General features: G+C 44.7%; 11 protein-coding genes and 1 pseudogene. 6 read left to right on the top strand and 6 right to left on the bottom strand.

Features of this window, described 5'->3' with window-relative positions:
- The first annotated feature begins 117 nt into the window (after positions 1-117).
- On the top strand, positions 118-2751 hold the full coding sequence (locus A8140_RS18480; RefSeq protein ID WP_005531331.1) for a bifunctional acetate--CoA ligase family protein/GNAT family N-acetyltransferase: 2634 nt from the start codon (positions 118-120) through the stop codon (positions 2749-2751).
- 124 nt (positions 2752-2875) lie between these two features.
- Here A8140_RS18480 and A8140_RS18485 read toward each other — a convergent pair whose 3' ends face one another.
- Complete coding sequence (locus A8140_RS18485; RefSeq protein WP_005531328.1) at positions 2876-3763, bottom strand: LysR family transcriptional regulator; 888 nt, start codon at positions 3761-3763, stop codon at positions 2876-2878.
- A 233-nt stretch (positions 3764-3996) separates the two neighbouring features.
- Here A8140_RS18485 and A8140_RS18490 point away from each other — a divergent pair, with 233 nt between their 5' ends.
- Positions 3997-6168: a TonB-dependent hemoglobin/transferrin/lactoferrin family receptor gene (locus tag A8140_RS18490; RefSeq protein ID WP_038863218.1), complete on the top strand. Its 2172-nt coding sequence runs from the start codon at positions 3997-3999 to the stop codon at positions 6166-6168.
- Positions 6169-6637: 469 nt separating this feature from the next.
- On the opposite strand, the gene galE is transcribed toward A8140_RS18490, so the two are convergent.
- A complete protein-coding gene (gene galE / locus A8140_RS18500; RefSeq protein ID WP_005531327.1) occupies positions 6638-7654 on the bottom strand; it encodes a UDP-glucose 4-epimerase GalE in 1017 nt (338 codons plus the stop codon).
- 54 nt (positions 7655-7708) lie between these two features.
- A pseudogene (locus tag A8140_RS18505) lies at positions 7709-9667 on the bottom strand (diguanylate cyclase domain-containing protein).
- 286 nt (positions 9668-9953) lie between these two features.
- Here A8140_RS18505 and A8140_RS18510 point away from each other — a divergent pair.
- Genes A8140_RS18510 through A8140_RS18520 form a run of 3 tightly spaced genes read left to right on the top strand, consistent with a single transcriptional unit; the run spans position 9954 to position 12324 of the window.
- Positions 9954-10709 carry a 5-oxoprolinase subunit PxpA gene (locus tag A8140_RS18510; protein WP_005427206.1) on the top strand — a complete coding sequence of 252 codons (756 nt, stop codon included), beginning with the start codon at positions 9954-9956 and terminating at the stop codon, positions 10707-10709.
- The gene (locus A8140_RS18515; protein ID WP_005531324.1) at positions 10709-11392 is read left to right on the top strand and encodes a 5-oxoprolinase subunit B family protein; all 684 of its coding nucleotides are present in this window, start codon (positions 10709-10711) and stop codon (positions 11390-11392) included. The genes A8140_RS18510 and A8140_RS18515 overlap by 1 nt, the downstream gene beginning before the upstream one ends.
- The gene (locus A8140_RS18520; protein WP_005531322.1) at positions 11389-12324 is read left to right on the top strand and encodes a 5-oxoprolinase subunit C family protein; all 936 of its coding nucleotides are present in this window, start codon (positions 11389-11391) and stop codon (positions 12322-12324) included. The genes A8140_RS18515 and A8140_RS18520 overlap by 4 nt, the downstream gene beginning before the upstream one ends.
- A 53-nt stretch (positions 12325-12377) precedes the next feature.
- Here the strand turns inward: A8140_RS18520 and A8140_RS18525 are convergent, their stop codons facing one another.
- From A8140_RS18525 to A8140_RS18535, 3 genes are all read right to left on the bottom strand, one after another.
- Entirely contained in the window at positions 12378-13811 is a 1434-nt protein-coding gene (locus tag A8140_RS18525; RefSeq protein WP_005531320.1) for an FAD-dependent oxidoreductase, read from the bottom strand.
- A 353-nt stretch (positions 13812-14164) separates the two neighbouring features.
- Positions 14165-16621 carry an ABC transporter permease gene (locus tag A8140_RS18530; protein ID WP_038863211.1) on the bottom strand — a complete coding sequence of 819 codons (2457 nt, stop codon included), beginning with the start codon at positions 16619-16621 and terminating at the stop codon, positions 14165-14167.
- A complete protein-coding gene (locus tag A8140_RS18535) occupies positions 16612-17313 on the bottom strand; it encodes an ABC transporter ATP-binding protein (protein WP_005531318.1) in 702 nt (233 codons plus the stop codon). The genes A8140_RS18530 and A8140_RS18535 overlap by 10 nt, the downstream gene beginning before the upstream one ends.
- On the opposite strand from A8140_RS18535, the gene A8140_RS18540 reads away from it, so the two are divergent.
- The gene (locus A8140_RS18540) at positions 17312-17914 is read left to right on the top strand and encodes an arylesterase (RefSeq protein WP_005531316.1); all 603 of its coding nucleotides are present in this window, start codon (positions 17312-17314) and stop codon (positions 17912-17914) included. The two genes, A8140_RS18535 and A8140_RS18540, sit on opposite strands and share 2 nt — an antisense overlap.
- Positions 17915-17948 lie beyond the last annotated feature (34 nt).

The following is a 17948-nucleotide window of genomic DNA, read 5'->3' on the forward strand; positions in this document are numbered from 1 at the left end:
CTGTACGCATGGTTTAGTTTTGCACCAATGTCTGGCTTGTTCATATTTAAAGAGAAGCTTATTCGTTTATGATTGTATGAGGAATGACCGACCGTTCTCGATGGCAAAGGAGTCCCAATGAATAAGCTACAAAAACTCTTCAAACCGAATTCTGTTGCTGTGATTGGTGCATCTCAAAAAGCGCTGCGCGCAGGCCAAATTGTAATGCGCAATTTGCTTCAAAGTGGTTTTGGCGGGGCCATCATGCCGGTGACACCAAAATACAATTCGGTGTCTGGTGTTATTGCTTATCCAAACATTGCTTCCCTGCCCTATACCCCTGATATCGCCATCCTCTGTACTAATGTGGCACGCAATAAGAAGTTACTGAAAGAACTGGATGAGCGAGGGACAGAATTCGCGATTGTTATTTCTGACGATGCCGAAAATATCGATGTTGCTGACTTAAACATCCGAGTTATTGGGCCAAATAGTCTTGGCGTTATTCTCCCTTGGCATAACTTCAATTGCTCGTTTTCTCCTGTTGCTGCGTTACCCGGCAAGATTGCTTTTATCTCTCAATCCGCAGCCGTTTGCACAACGGTATTAGATTGGGCGAATGACAAGAATATCGGTTTCTCCTCTTTTATTTCTATTGGCCAAGGACAAGATGTTGATTTTGCAGAATTGCTCGATTACTTAAGTATGGATGCAAAAACAGAGGCCATTCTTCTTTACGTGGATACGATTAAAGATGCGCGCCGCTTCATGTCTGCTGCTCGTGCAGCCTCTCGTAACCGACGCATTTTGGTTTTGAAAGCCGGTAAATCGACTCAGGCTAGAACTCTGGGTGATCAAGACGTTGATTCGTTGGATGTGATTTATGACTCGGCGATTCGTAGAACCGGTATGCTACGCGTAGGTAACACTCACGAATTGTTTGCCGCTGTAGAAACTCTGACCCACTCTGTTCCACTTCGTGGTGAACGTCTTGCGATCATTACTAACGGTGGCGGACCTGCTGTTATGGCAGTAGATACGTTGCTAGAACGCGGCGGTAAGCTTGCTTCACTTGATGAGGTATCTGCCGATCAGTTAAGCAAGGTATTACCAGCCAATTGGCGTGGTGTGAACCCTATCGACCTTGCCGGCGATGCGACGAAAAAGCGCTATGTCGATACGATAAACACGCTCATGAATAACGACTGTGCCGATGCGATTTTGATCATGCACAGCCCTTCTGCTGTGTCTGACTCTTTGGAAACCGCCCACGCGGTAATTGAAGCTATTCAAGCCCATCCGAGACACAAACACTTTAATATTCTGACTAATTGGTCTGGCGAACAAACCTCTCGGGAAGCTCGTCTTGCTTTAACTCAAGCTGGCATACCTACTTACCGAACGCCAGAAAGTGCCGTTGTCGCTTACATGCACTTAGTCGAATACAGGCGTAACCAAAAACAACTGATGGAAACACCAACGACGGCGGAACCATTACACTCTGGTAGTGTAAATTCTGCGCGCGAGTGGGCCCGCGAACAATTACTGGATAAAAACACAGTAACACTAGACACCCACCAATCCAGTCCACTATTTGAGCAGTTTGGTTTTCATATTCTCCCTACTTGGATCGCTTCGGAAGTCACAGAAGCCGTACATATGGCAGAGAACATCGGCTATCCGGTGGCAGTAAAACTTCGCTCTCCTGACATTCCTCATAAATCGGATGTACACGGTGTCGCACTTAACCTACGTAACAGCCAAGAAGTCTCGAGTGCCGCACAAGCGATTTTAGACACCGCGAAGCTCAGTTACCCTGCCGCGAATCTTCAAGGCCTTTTGGTACAAGGGATGGCGAAGCTTGGTAGCGCCGAAGAGTTGCGCGTCAGTATCGCGGTGGACAAGGTGTTCGGGCCGGTGATCTTACTTGGGCAAGGTGGTTCAGATTGGAATATCACGCAAGATGCGGTTGCAGCCCTGCCTCCGCTCAATATGAACCTGGCGCGCTACTTAATTGTTATTGCACTGAAATCAGGTAAGGTTCGATTACAGAAACATAAAGATGCGCTAGACATCACCGAACTGTCTAAGTTCTTAGTTCGTATCTCTCAAATGGCGGTTGAGTTGCCAGAAATAGAGAGACTGGATATACATCCAGTGCTTGTATCTGGTAGTGACTTAACCATTATTGATGCCGACGTAACATTGAAGCAATACAAAGGTGATGCGCAAGAACGGTTAGCGATTCGTCCTTTCCCTGCCGAATTTGTTGAAACCGTCACATTGAGAGATGGCCAACCTATTCTGCTTCGTCCTATTTTGCCGGAAGATGAACCTATCCACGCAGAGTTCATCAATAGTGTCTCTAAAGAAGATCTGTACAACCGATTCTTTTCTGACGTTGGCGAGTTCAACCATGAAGCGCTCGCGAATCTCACTCAAATCGATTACGACCGAGAAATGGCGTTTGTTGCAGTGGCGTTTGATGAGAACGGTCCTTCCATCATCGGTGTAGCGCGCGCGCTGATTACTCCGGACAACAGCGATGCAGAGTTTGCCATTTTGGTGCGTTCAGATTTAAAAGGAAAAGGTTTAGGCAAAGTGTTGATGCAAAAGATCATTACTTACTGCCAAGCGAAAGGCACAAAGCAGATGTCTGGTATGACAATGCCAACCAACCGAGGTATGTTGTCACTCGCGCAAAGTTTGGGTTTTGAATTGGATGTACAGTTCGCTGATGGTACTGCCGATATGATTCTTCCTCTCAACTAATTGAGTCCTATCAAGAGAAAGATCGGCATAACTGATTAAAAATAAATAAAGGGACGCTTAATCGCGTCCCTTTGTTGAACGAACTTTACTGTTTGCCTTGCAAAACTAAAATAAAGTTACAGCATCACTTTAATTTCCAATTCTTCTTTAAGTATTGAACGCACCATGATTTCGCTTCACCCATCGCGTTTCTGCGCCACGCAAGAATAATGTCGACCGGCTGATCTTCCGTACCTTCGATTCGCTTTAAGGCGCCACTTTCAATCAAAGGCTGAGCAATTTGGCTTGGGAGAGTGCCTATCCCCAATCCGGAAGTCAGTGCTTCCACTTTCGCGGGAAAGTTCGTGACGGTGAGCCTTGGCTGTTTCTGCATAACATTAATCGACATTGCCGGCTGTTCTCTTGCCGTATCCGCGATCGCAATCACTCGGTATTTCGCCCTCGCAGCATCATCGAAGTCACCACTCCGTTTATGTACATAGTGATCGGATGCAGCCACCCATACCATGCTCATTTTACCGATATTTTCTGCTTTTACGTCCTGAGGTAAAGTGTCTAGCGGAGGACAAACGAGCAGATCTGCACGGCCTGTATTGAGTGACTCCCATCCCCCCGCGAGAATCTCTTCTTGTAGTCTTACCCGCGTACTACTTACGTTGGCTAGCGCGTCGACCATTGAGAAAAAGTTTGAAATCGGAATAATGCCATCAAACGCGACCGTAATATCGAGCTCCCACCCATTAGCGAGCAAGGTGGCGTCATTAACGAGCTTTTCGCTTGCTTGTAGAATCGCCCTGCCACGTTCAAGTATCAATTTTCCCGCCTCAGTGAAATGTGCTTTGTGGCCTGAACGGTCAAAAATGTTGATATCAAGGTCTTGTTCAAGCTTTTGTATTTGATAACTGAGTGACGAAGGCGCGCGATCTAACTCGTTCGCGGCAGCAGCAAAACTGCCCCTTCTATCTATTGCATCCAATATATGCAGAGCTTCTAATGTAATAGGACTTTGCACACGAACTCCTTTTAGTGACTCTCATCACATTAATTAAAATAGTTACTAATTTTGTTGAACAAGTATTGGATACGTTAACACATTGAATAGACTAAATATATTAGAACGCATGATTGTAATTCAAGCAGAATTAGCAAATATAATAACAATGCGAACAATAGTAATTATCATTTGCAGGCATTAAGATGCCATACGTTGTTATTGCCTCTTATGGATTTAAGGTATTGAAGCCAATGTATAAAAAATCAATTTTGTCAGCCTCTATTCTTATCGCCCTCTCCCAAGGTGCTTACGCTGAAGATAGTTCAACATTTAATGAAGTGGTTGTATCCGCGACTCGTACCGAGCAAAACATTAATGACGTATCAGCTTCTGTGGAATCGGTATCTTCTAAAGATATTGAGCGTTCTCTTTCGAAAGATCTGTATGATGCCGTTCAGTACACTCCTGGCGTTGAAGCTACTACTTCAGGTCGTTTCGGTATCTCTGGCTTTAACATTCGAGGAATGGAAGGCGACCGAGTTAAAATCGTTATTGATGGCGTTCAGCAAGCCACTCCATTCAATCCAGGAGGCGGTGCGGTTCAAGCTATTTATCCAAATGCTATTGAACTTGACACACTCACAAGCATTGAGATTAACAAAGGCCCATCTTCAACCCTTTACGGTTCAGATGCAATGGGTGGCGTCGTGGTTCTAAAAACAAAAGATCCCTCAGATGTTTTGAAAACAGATGGTGATGAAAACCGCTTTGGCATTAAATCAAGCTACTTCTCTGCTGATGAGCAATTCAAGAACACATTAACTTGGGCAATGCGCCAAGGGAACCTTGAAACACTATTAATGGGAACATACGCAAGCGGTAGTGAAGTTAAAACCTTTGGTGACGGTTCAGATATTGATGGTCCCAATAGAGGTTTGGAGAATCCTGCTGATAAAAACTTAAGTAACATTCTTGCAAAAGCCTACTACAAAGCCAGTGATGTGTTCAAACTTGGGTTTGTCTTTGAGCGCTATGACTACAGTTACGACGAAAATAATCGTTATGGTAATTACACTCTTAACTTCGGCCCAAGTCCAGGTGTTACCTACTCTGGTTCTAAAAGCAACGATGAGATGACGCGTACACGTTATGGGGTCAACTACGAGTTAACTAAAGAAAATTTAATTTTTGACGCGATGAAATTAGATCTCAATTTTCAGACCACAGAGAGTAAAAACTCAAACTTCTCTAACGTTGCTGATCATATGGGCTACATTGGCTATGACGGTGACCGTACGCGTCTTCGACAAGCAGAAGATAAGTCGCGTCAACTAGATGTACAGTTTGATAAAGTAATTACCACAGACAATTCCATTCATGAGCTTACTTACGGTTTAAACTTCGTTAAAACAGATTTTAGCCTAACAAACGTCGATATTTTCCATGACAACGGTACCAGCCGCCCTGGTGCAACGACGATTCCAGATGCAGATGTAACTGAATGGGGTGTTTTCCTTCAAAACAACGCGTTCTTACTAGAAGATACGCTTGTTCTTAATGCTGGTATTCGTTATGACTCATTTGAAGCTGACCCTTCTTCAGATGAAGGTTTCAACACTGAGCGCAAGAAAAACAGCAACGATTCTTTGACGGGAAAACTTGGAGCAGTCTATCACATCAATGAGAAGCTAAGCTCATTCGCTCAAATCAGCCAAGGTTTTAAAGCGCCAACTGTCGAGCAGCTTTACTACGAGTACGACACTGGTGCTGAATTCGTTCCGAACCCAAATCTAGAAGCAGAAAAGAGTTTGTCTTACGAAATTGGCTTCCGCGGACAAAATGATTTTGCTCAATTCGAACTTACGGGCTTCATCACTGAGTATAAAGACTTTATCGATGCAGAAGATTTGCCGAGTAACGATCCGAACAAAGATCGCTTCACTATTGTGAACCGTGATGAAGTGGATATTTCGGGTGTGGAATTCAGCTCGACTCTTCTACTTGATGAAAGCTTTGATGCTCCTAAAGGTATGTACACTAAATTGTCTATTACCTACCTAGATGGTGAAGATAAATCAACGGGTAAACCTCTAGATAGTGTCGCACCATTATCATCTGTAATCGGTTTGGGTTACGATAACGTAGAGCATCACTTCGGTGGCCTAGCTTCTCTTAAGTTAGCAGCGAAAAAAGATGACTGGTCTGACGAAGACCAAATTGACTCATCAGGTTATGGTGTAATGGATATTACCGCTTACTATATGCCAATGAAAGACCTGACTTTATCAGCAGGGTTGTTCAACGCGTTTGACAAGAAATATTGGACATACCAAGACGTTCGCAGCCTTGATAACACCGACAACACCGATTTTTACAGCCAGCCTGGCCGTAACTGGGGTGTATCGGTAGACTACCAGTTCTAATTTGATTTTTAGCGATATAGTGAAAAGCGCCTGAGAGTGTCAGGCGTTTTTTATTTTATGTAAACTCTTAAAAGCTGTATTAACGTACTTTTTATACTTTACAGGCTTTTCTCAGAAAAACATTTCTTCCACACTACAAACACAAAAAAGCCAGCATTATGCTGGCTTTTTTTCCGTTTTCATTTCAAAAATGTTAAGAAAAGAATGAAAAATGAAAACTTACTGCTTTGCCATCTCTTTCTTCACCATAACTGCTGCTGCTACGATGAAAGTGATGATTAGACCAAGTTCCATGAACTACCCCGATAGTCTTGAGAAAATTTACGACCTAAATTAAGAATCGGACATAGTTTAGCACTTCTATTCATTGAAGCTACCTTTTAACCAGTAATTTACGAATTTTTCCGATTTAGATCAAAAAAGGCGCATAACTGCGCCTTTTTGTTAATAAGGTGTAAAACTTAAAGTTCTAAGCGTCTGGGTAACCTTGTGGGTTATTTGACTGCCAACGCCAAGTATCACTTGTCATCTCTTCAAGCGTACGAACCGCTTTCCAACCAAGTTCGTTAGCTGCTTTTGAAGGGTCAGCCCAACATTCAGCAATGTCACCAGGGCGACGATCCACCAGCTTAAACGGAACTTCTTTACCAGATGCAGCTTCGAACGCTTTTACCATTTCTAGTACGCTGTAACCGTTGCCTGTACCAAGGTTGTAAATATGAAGGCCTGCTTTGTTACCTACTTTGTCTAATGCCGCTACGTGACCATCAGAAAGATCCATTACATGGATGTAGTCACGAACGCCTGTACCGTCTTTTGTTGGGTAATCACTACCAAATACTGATAGGAATTCACGACGGCCCACTGCAACTTGAGAAACGAATGGCATCAAGTTATTTGGAATACCTTGTGGATCTTCACCAAGCTCACCCGTTGGGTGAGAGCCAACTGGGTTGAAGTAACGAAGCAGCGTGATACTCCAATCAGGGTTTGCTTTTTGGAAGTCAGTCAAACACTCTTCTACCATCAGCTTGCTGCGGCCGTATGGGTTTGTCGCGCTTGTTGGAAAATCTTCCATAATTGGCACAGAAGCTGGATCACCATAAACCGTTGCAGAAGAGCTAAATACGATAGATTTAACGCCGGCTTCGCGCATTGCATCAACCAGAACAAGCGTACCGTTAACGTTGTTGTCGTAGTATTCCAGTGGTTTTTCTACAGACTCACCCACCGCTTTAAGGCCAGCAAAGTGGATAACGGCTTCAATGTTGTGCGCTTTCATTGCATCGACAAGCGCGGCTTTGTCACGAATGTCAGCTTCAATGAATACTGGTTTTACGCCGCAAACTTTTTCAATGCGCTCGAGCACGGTTGGTTTGCTGTTGTAAAGGTTATCGAGAATCACTGGTGTCATACCAGCTTCGATCATTTGAATACAAGTATGGCTGCCAATGTAGCCCATACCACCCGTAACAAGTACTTTCATTTTATCATTCCTTCTGACGCGAATCGGGCTAGTCTAAAGGTTTCTAGCCCATTTTTAAACTATATCTGGGGATTCGCAACCCATTAAAATTGCTTGGCCTTTACCCGCTTTCTTCGCTTGATACATAGCAGTATCCGCGCTCTTAAGAATTCTGGTCGCATCTCGTTCATTTACACCAACCAGTTTCACACCAATACTAACGCCAACTTTAAGTAGTGAGCCTCGGTATTCAATTGGCGAACAAATCGTCTCAAGTAACTGTTCCGCGATTCGTGTTACGATTTTTTGATTGGCAGGATTAACCAACATTACGAACTCATCGCCAGACAAGCGTGCGATTAAATCGCTGTGCCGCGTTGCACCAGTCATACGTTTAGCAACGATCTTGAGCACTTCATCGCCCGCATCATGACCATAAGTATCGTTGATACCTTTAAAGCCTTCCAAGTCGAGATAAAGTACCGCAAACTCGTCACGTAGATAGCCAGATCTTTGTACTAATTCTTCAAGCTCTAGGTGGAACTTGGAACGATTCGCCAGCCCCGTCAACGCATCGTGATGAGCTAAGTATTCTAGACGCTCCATCTCTTTTGCACTTGAGAGGTCGGTTAAAATAATCACCATGTCATACGCATTATGATCTTCGCTCTTAATGATACGATTTACTCTTGCGAACATAGGTATGAGCTGACCTAAATTATTCTTTTCAATGACTTCCCCTTGCCACATGCCATAGTTATCGATCGACTCGAGGATACTTGGCATCATGGCTTGCAGTTTGCGCCAGCGAATAGATTTTATGAATGGCTTACCAACTAATTGGTCCGAATCCAAACCAACAAGTTTGGTCACTGCGGGGTTCACCATGGTAATGATGCCTTGATGATTCAGTACAACAAGTCCATCTTGACTGCTCTCAAACACACGCCCCGCAACACGCTGACGATTCATCGCTTCTTCAATTTCAGTAATGTCTTGAATCACGAATAAAAGGTAGCCGTGCTTGCTAAGAAGTCGGCTCGTTAGGCTCAGCTGCTGCTCGCCTTCCCTATTTTCAAGGTGAATGTCATCGCACTCTAAGCCACGACTCAGAATTTGTCTGAGCTCATTTGGTGTTTTAGTTTGAATCAAATCACAAATGTTAGCGGTTTCTATACCATGGTAGGTCTTTTCAAAAATTCGATGTGTCGCCCTATTGCAATGTATTACACGCCCTAAATTGTCAGTCACGATCAGTGCATCTTGAATAGAGTCCACGACTTCTTCAGCGAAGGCTTTACGGCGCTCTAATACTTCCAAGCTGTGCTTACGTTGTTTCTCCAATCTTTGTTGGCGATCGAGCATGAAGTTAAAAGAAGACACCAACTCACCGACTTCATCTTTTGCGCGATGCTCAATACGGCCACTAAGATGATGACCATTTGCTACGTCCTGAAGCGCACGATTCACTTCAATGATTGGTCGCAGTACGCGACGCTCTACACCAAAGTAAAACACAACACTGCCGACCAAAAGAATAGCCAAAAACAGCAGCCCATCTTGGAGAAGCGCATCTCTCACTTCCATCAGAGGCAACTGAGAAATAGTGACCCGTATTGCACCGACAACCTTGCCGTCATGAATGATAGGTTCTAATACATAAAGAAAGTGTGCCTAGAGAGCGTAACCAACCTCATGCAAACGACTACGCTCTGTCACTGTCGGCGAAGGGAGCGTCGCACCATCCAAAGTAAAGATCGCAAATAACTGATTCTCTTTGTCGTAAAGCTTGACGCGTGATACGTTTGGCTCCTTCAAGAAATCAGCCAAAATCAATTGTGCTTGTTGCTTGTTCTTTGTTGCGAGCGCATCTTTAATTGAATGAGAGACATCGTTGATGAGAACCTTGGTTTGATCAACCAGTTCATGTTTCGCGGATTGATAAGTAATGTATGACGTGTAACTTTGAGATGTAACAAAGATGACCGTGATGAAAGCGAGAATCGGCCATATTAGCTTTGCTCGTAATGACATATATATTCCTGTCGCAGAAAGCAATTAAAAGACCAAAAGGATTGCTATGCAAACTATCACACAAAAAGAAGAAATAAGATTAACACGACATGCAATGAAATAAACCTGAAATTCTCAGATATTAGACTGATCAGTCATGAATTTCTTGAAACTTCGGATCATTTCAAAGAACTTGATGATCTTTTCATCGTTCTATCAATAACCTTCTGCTCGAAAAATGAAGTTAGTCACTGAACTTAAACGCATTTTCCTGCATTTTTAAGCATGCTTTGGACTTTATAAACGTATGACATTGAATAATCAGCAACTAACACTAAATTGCGACATGGGTGAAAGCTTTGGCGCATGGAAAATGGGCGCAGATGAGCGCGTGATGCCTTTTGTCGATATGGCAAACATCGCTTGTGGTTTTCATGCTTCTGACCCAAATGTCATGCACGATACGATTACCCTCGCCAACCAACACGATGTAGAAATCGGTGCTCACCCAGGCTACCCGGACCTACAAGGTTTTGGTCGTCGCAGCATAAAAATGACCAACGACGAAATCACTAATATGGTGATTTACCAAGTCGGAGCTCTGCAAGCTTTGTGCAAAGCGCAATACACAGACATTGGCTATATCAAACCCCATGGTGCGCTGTACAACGATATGATGCAAAGTGATGGCGTTTTTCTTGCCGTCGTCAAAGCTGTGGCGCTGTTTAAAGTGCCGTTGATGATTTTAGCTTCCCAAGAAAACGAAAAGTATCTCGAAATTGCTGACGATTTTGATGTGCCATTGCTGTTTGAAGCCTTTGCCGATCGTCTCTATCAAGACGATGGAATGCTTACGCCAAGAACTCAGCCTAATGCCGTGCTAAACAGTGAACATGCTATTTTAGAACAAGTAAGAATGCTGGCAGAATCTGGTCGGGTAAAAACAGCTTCTGGTCAGTACATTCTTCTCGAAGCTGACACAATTTGTGTCCATGGGGATAACGACGAATCCATCGCTCTCGTTCAAAAGATTCGTCAAAGTCTCTACACCGGAGGAAATTAATGAATCAAGGGCAGTTTTCTATCTCTCCCATTTCTGAATGCAGCATCTTAATTCGATTCGACGACACCATTACTGTCGAACATATTGGTGAATTAGCGCATCAGATTGTCGATAAGCTAAAACTTATTGTTATGAACGTGGTTCCTTCTTATCGAACCATATTGATCGATTACTTGCCCTTTAGAATTCAAGAATCCACGATTCTGCAAGAGCTCAATCAGATCGTCAGCCGGTTTGATGTCCAGTCAATGGCCAACAAGCAACCGAACTATATTTCTATACCCGTTTATTATTCGCAAGAAACCGCTCTGGATTTTGCGCGCTTCGAACAAAACGGATTATCAATGAATCAACTCATTGATCTGCATACTAAGCCGGTTTATACCGTTTCGGCGATTGGGTTTGCCCCTGGATTTGCTTTTCTCTCTGATGTTACTCAAGAGCTGCAAATGCCAAGGCATCAAACACCTCGAACCCATGTTCCTGCGGGCAGTGTTGCCATTGCTGACAGTAAAACCGCAGTCTATCCAGCAGACAGCCCTGGTGGGTGGAATATCATAGGCCGCACGCCAACCTCTCTATTTACTGATACCCCTCCCTTCATTCCATTCGAGGTGGGTGACAAGGTCACGTTTGGTTCGATATCCAAGCAGGAATTTGTGAATTTAAGAGGCGTTTTATGAGCTTCGTAGGTTTATTGGTAGAAAAGCCAGGCCCGCTCTCTTTGATTCAAGATTTCGGTCGCTTCGGGTTAGCACACATCGGTATCACTCAAAGTGGTCCAGTCGATGATTACGCTTACAGCTGGTCTAACCATCTTCTAGGCAATCCCGTTAACTGCTCTGTGATCGAAATTACATTGGGCAATGCGAGCTTTAAAGCCCTAACCGATTGTCATATGGCGATTTGTGGTGGTGACCTTAACGCAACGGTTAATGGGGGGCTCATTGCCAATTGGTCTGACTTTTGTCTGCGTAGAGGCCAAACACTTAAGTTTGGTATCGCGAAGAATGGCCTTCGTGCTTACTTAGCAGTTAAAGGTGGCTTTGATGTACAAGCACATTTAGGAAGTACATCCACCGCCGTACGAGAGTCGTTGGGTGGCTTGAAGCAAAACGGCGAACCGCTGAAAGCCGGAGATATGATTGGATTTGAACCGCACGCACTTCCCTCATCAAAATCGAGGCAGATGACGTTCCGATTCAAACCTGATTACAACTTACCCTTAACGCTTAGGGTTATCGAAGGCTATCAGTACGAAGATTTTGCTCAACAATCGATTGATGACTTTTATTCAACTGGCTTTACCATCTCCCCCAATTCAAACCGCATGGGCTATCGCCTTGAGGGCGAAGCGATACAGCCACCTTATGATGGGGTGCTTTCAGAAGGTATTGCGCTTGGCTCTATTCAGGTTCCTAACGACGGGAATCCCATCATATTATTGAACGATCATCAGACCATCGGTGGTTACCCTAAATTTGGCTGTGTGGCGAGAATTGACTTACCACGATTAGCGCAAGCCAAACCGGGACAAGAAGTGCGTTTTGTTCGCGGAGACAGACAAGGTCTGCAAGATGTGTGGTGCCAATGGGCTCAATTCTTTGGTTATTAGTAAGATAGCCGAGCCCAGATTGAAACACACCAAATCGAAAAAAAATGTGAGCGTTACATGCCGTAACGCTCTGCTAGTGCTTGAGGGTAGCCGCGTTCTTGCGTCAGTTTAATCGCAAACTGTTCTACTTCTTTTTCACTCCAATGCACAGTGACCGGGTGTTGCGTTTCAACATTGGATTCAGGCTCAACCCCAAACCAATGTTTTGCCATCTTTTGTGCGGCAAGTAAGGTAGAAGAAGCCTTAACAACTTCGATTCGAGCGTAGTTATTCTCTTCGAATGTCACGTCAGCGGCACGCAATACAGGATCGGTTCCCGGGATTTGTTGCGCACCAAACAGTGCTTTGCCACCCTTAACTGCATTTTTGTAATCCGGAATAAACTGAGCCATATGCTTAATCGCATTGCCCGTACGTTCATCTAGAATTTCTTGTCGCCAACCATTTCGGATCTTAGACAACAATCGTGGAGGCAGCTCTGGCTGTGCAGAAGTGTTAGAGCTCTCCACCAAGCCGTCATCAAATAGTGTGATGCCTTTTGTCATACCGTGCAATTGGAAGTAACCGTCACCATAAGGCGTTAATTGAGCCATGCCTTTATCGGTACCACGAGGGCCATGGAAGATCACTTCTGGCCATTGCTGCGTACATTCATTCCAACGCGTAACGTAAGCCGCCTTAAACTCAACCAATCGATCGCGTTTCACGCCAATAGCGTCATCCACTGCACCAGTTTCAAAACCGCAAGCATTGATTAGGTAGTCACAGCTTAAAAGCTGATACTTATCGTCTTTAAGATATGTGAGCGCCCAATGTGAACAATCCCAATGGGCTTGCGTAAGTTCCGCTTGAGTCAATACCTCTACATTAGGCAGTTGATCTAGCGTCATATTCGCTACCGCAGCTAATCTAAACACGCTCCATCCGTACTCCTGAACTGCGACGACCGGATATTTAAGGGCTTCCAGATCTGCGTGTTGAGCAAACGGAATGCACCATTCATCAATGCTCTTTGGGCTTTGCGGTTGTGTTTGCTGCGCCAGCGCAAGAAGTTCTGCTTTCGAGTACAGCTTGTAGTACTCATCGGGCTCACCAAGCACTTTGTTATCAGGCGCTTGTTGAACGAGCTTCTGATACGCCGATTTGATGACCTCTAAGCGCGGTAACAACGCTTCCGGATCACCTCCATCAGAATGTGGAACCGCGATTAAGGTAGGACGGACATTCAGTGAATGCGGATACAAACGAATCGTATCGATAGACTGAGCCAGAAGATCCAAGCACTGTTGCTCGGAAATCTCTCGATAAAGGTTACCACCAGCATGTAAATGACAAATTGGAGGACCATTGACTAAAGAGACGCCTTTTTCGATTACGGACACTTTGAAACCTAACTCGGCAAAGTGAATGGCTGCAGTTGAACCCGCAACCCCACCACCGATAATAGCGATGTGTTTATCTTTACTATTTGGAAACTCAGACTTCATTGCTTCACTGAAAATTTTATAAGGAGAAAGCTTTACTTAATGTGATTCTACTCGGGTTTGAGCATGATTAAAATCACAAAAAGTTCATGGGTTTGCATTTGTTAACGGTGAACGAAAAAAGTTACTTTTGAGAGCAAAAAATTTCCTAAAAAAGTGCTTGACGAGGTTGTTGGGAAAGCCGTTTTTTCTACCTGTGTGAATAATATTTTAACGCTAACACCCATGGCATAAAGCCTGCGGAAACACCCCACTTTACTAACACTTCAGTTATCCCAAAAGTTATCCACCGTTTTTGTGGATAACTAAAATAAAAGTGTCGTGGAGTGCTTCCACTTGCTGCGAAAAAAGGCAGACTAAGTGTTTACTGGTGTTAACAATCTTTTTATAAGACTCATTACTACGAGTGCCAACACAGAGAACGTAGCTACTGGTAAAGCTATCCACAATTCAGGGTGAATCTGTGGACTAAGTTGGAAACCATACTTCATTACTGCTGCCACACACGCTTCTGCGGCAAAGACGGCAACACCACTCGCGACAAGCGCCATAATCCCATATTCAGCCCACAACGTCGTGTTGATACGTTTCTTACTGGAACCGAGGGTTCGATAGAGTCGAATCTCTTCCTGACGCTGAGATAAGCTCAAACGTAATAGTGTAAATATCAACAGCAAACCCGCAACGACACCAAGAAGCGCCAGAATGGTAATCGCTGATACTACCTGTTGGATAAGTTGTTGGATTTTGTCGCCCATGGTTCGAATATCGAGCACTGATACCGTAGGGTGAGCCCGAGACATTGAAGTCAGCAGAGCTTCATTACCATCGTCGATTCGATAGCTGATCAAATAAGAACCCGGCAAGCTTGCCATAACATCTGAAGAAAAGATGAAGTAAAAGTTTGGCTTCATATCTCGCCACTCGACATGACGAATGCTGTCGACGGTAGCATCGAAGTTCTGACTGTTAATCACAAAACGCAGTTTGTCACCCAGATCAATACCAAGCTCGTCCGCGACTTGTGCTTCGACAGACACGCTTGCTTTGTTCGTCCAAGTGCCTGACAGGATGTCATTGTATTCTGGCAACGCATCCCCCCATGTTAGGTTTAACTCTCGGCTTACTGCATCAGAACCTTGACCTTGAGATTTTATCTCTTTGACACTCACACCGTTAATTTCGGCAAGTCGACCACGAATAATTGGGAAAGCCTGTGACCTTGTCACGCCATTTTTATCCAATGTCTCAAGGTAGCTATCGAGCTCATAGTCTGCAATATTCAATGCGAAAACGTTGGGGGCATCCGCTGGTAGAGTCCTCGCCCAATCAGCAAGGATATCGCTGCGTACAAGCCAAATAATAGAGAGCAGCATTAATGACAGAGATAAGGCGCCAAACTGCAAGCCACTCGTCACTGGGGTTCGGTTAATTCGACTTAAGGCGAGCTTCATCGCGGGCTTTGTCGATATATGAGCGAACAACTTGGTAAGCATGACACTCACGACGGCAAGCACAACAAACAAGGCTACAATGCCTGCAAGCACAATCCACACTAACGTGTTATTCGCGTACAGGATCAGCAATGGCACTACAGGGACCAGAACTAGCCACATGCGCTTCCAAGAACGCTTACCAGAACCTTGCTGTAGCACCTCTAATGCTGGTGTTTTTATTAGACCAAGCAGAGGAATACCAAGCGCTGGTACCGTAATAAGCACAGCTGAAACAACAGAGATTAAAACCGGAGTGACGCCGTAACTAGGAAGTGGGTTTGGGAGAAGATCTTTGAGTGGAACTCGCAACAAATATTCCAAGCCGCTACCTAATAAAAGACCAACGATGCTCGCACTCACCAGCAAGATAGTGACTTGAATCAGTAACCATTTTTCAATCCAACGACGACTTGCTCCCAAGCTCTTCAGCATCGCGATGGTTTGAGTTCGGCTGTTTACGTAACTTTGGCAAGTCAAAACCAACGTCGTTGCCGCCATGATGATGACGATCGCAACTGTTAACGAAAGATATTGAGTTGTGCGCTCGAACACTTCATTACTGCGACTTGCCGTTTCTTGCGTGCGCCAGCGATCACTCGGAGAGAGTTCAGTATTGTCTTGAAGTTGAGTCAGCGTTGTATTATTACCTTTGAGGAACAGTCGATATTGAACACGGCTGCCAACCTGAATGGCGCCCGTTTTCTCAACGTCACTTTGGTGAATATACGCCGAGGGCATTTGTTGGAAAGGGTTGAAGCTCAGTCCTGGTTCCATCAACACAGCACCAGAGACCGTGAAATCAGCATCGCCAATAGTGACAATGTCACCTTTATTCACATCCAACTGCGCCATAATGCGCTCATCTAGCCAAAGTTGGTTTGCCTTCACATGACCTGACGAATTGCTGTCGAGAACCAGATCGCCCATCAATGGGTATTGCTCATCAACGGCTCGAACGGAAATAAGCTGCATCCCTGTCTCGCTAAATGCCATCGTCGCAAAGCGCGTCATGGTTGAGCGTTCTAGTTTATCTGTCGCGGCAATAAGTGCATCAGGAATGGGGTTAGCGGAAACAAATACAGCATCGGCGGTTAATGCATCTTTGCCCTGTTTTACAATGACCTGTTCCATGCGCTCGGCCAAAGCAGAGAGCGCAAAGATGCTGGCAATAACCAAAATCAATGCGATGCTGATCGGCCACAGGTTCCCTTGACGTATTTCACCTAAGCTCCAACGCACTAGGCTTTTGTTCGGGGAATGCTTCGCCTTTTGGTGGCTTGGCGCCGAGTCTTGTTCACTAGAAGAGATCACGGACATGTCACCTCCTCTTTCAATTCTCCGGCTTCCATTCGATACACTCGATCACAACGGCTGGCTAAAAGGCTGTCATGCGTAACTAAGATTAAGGTCGTACCGTGTTGTTCGTTCAAGTCAAAAAGCAGCTCAATGACTTTCTCGGCGGTTTGGTGGTCCAAATTCCCTGTTGGCTCGTCTGCAAACAACAGCTCTGGCTGAGTCATGAACGCACGAGCAAGGGCAACCCTTTGTTGTTCCCCCCCTGATAACTGACTTGGTAAATGATCTAAGCGCTTTTCTAGGCCTACCGTAGTCAGCAAATCCTTTGCCCTTGAATCATCTTCAGCCTCACCACGTAGAAGACAAGGCAGCGTTACGTTGCGCAGAGCAGTTAGGCTCGGGATAAGAAGGAAGCTCTGAAACACAAAGCCCAGCGAGTCAGCGCGAATTTTTGCACGTGCTTCGTCGTCCATTTTGGAAAGCTCATGACCGAGCAACGTAATCTCTCCCGACGTTGGTGTGTCCAACCCGGCAAGGAGTGTCATTAGCGTAGATTTTCCCGCGCCAGATGTACCGACAATGGCAATTCTTTCACCCTTTCTAATGTCAACATTTACATTTTTAAGGATTGTTAATTGTTCTTGATTAGTAGAGACTTGTTTAGAAACCAAATTCGCTTGAACAATAGGTGCGTTAAGTACAGGTGTTTGCATGATTCGTATACTTTCCTTAGTTCTTTTTTTCTGCCTTTCCGCTACAGTACATGCGAGCGAAAAGCTACTTGTTTTGGGCGACAGCCTGAGCGCTGGTTATCAAATGCCTATAGAGGAGAGTTGGCCTAGCTTACTCCCAGACGCGTTATTAGAACATGGCCAAGATGTAAAAGTTGTAAACGGTAGCATTTCTGGTGACACCACAGGCAATGGCCTTGCACGGTTACCTTCTCTCCTTGAGCATCACACGCCCGATTTGGTTCTGATTGAGCTTGGCGCTAACGATGGCCTGCGTGGTTTCCCACCTAAACTTATTACGTCAAACCTATCGAAAATGATTACCATGATCAAAGATTCTGGTGCGGATGTCGTCATGATGCAAATCCGCGTCCCACCGAACTATGGTAAGCGTTACAGCGATATGTTCTACGATATCTACCCTAAACTGGCAGAACATCAGCAAGTCGCGCTAATGCCGTTTTTCTTAGAGCATGTCATCATTAAACCAGAGTGGATGATGGAAGATGGCTTGCACCCAAAACCGGAAGCTCAACCCTACATTGCTGACTTTGTCGCTCAAGAATTGGTTAAACATCTCTAATTTTACTGGTCTAGCTCAATAAGTTTTACCTAAC

This window comes from Vibrio campbellii CAIM 519 = NBRC 15631 = ATCC 25920 (genome assembly GCF_002163755.1).
Lineage (GTDB): Bacteria > Pseudomonadota > Gammaproteobacteria > Enterobacterales > Vibrionaceae > Vibrio > Vibrio campbellii.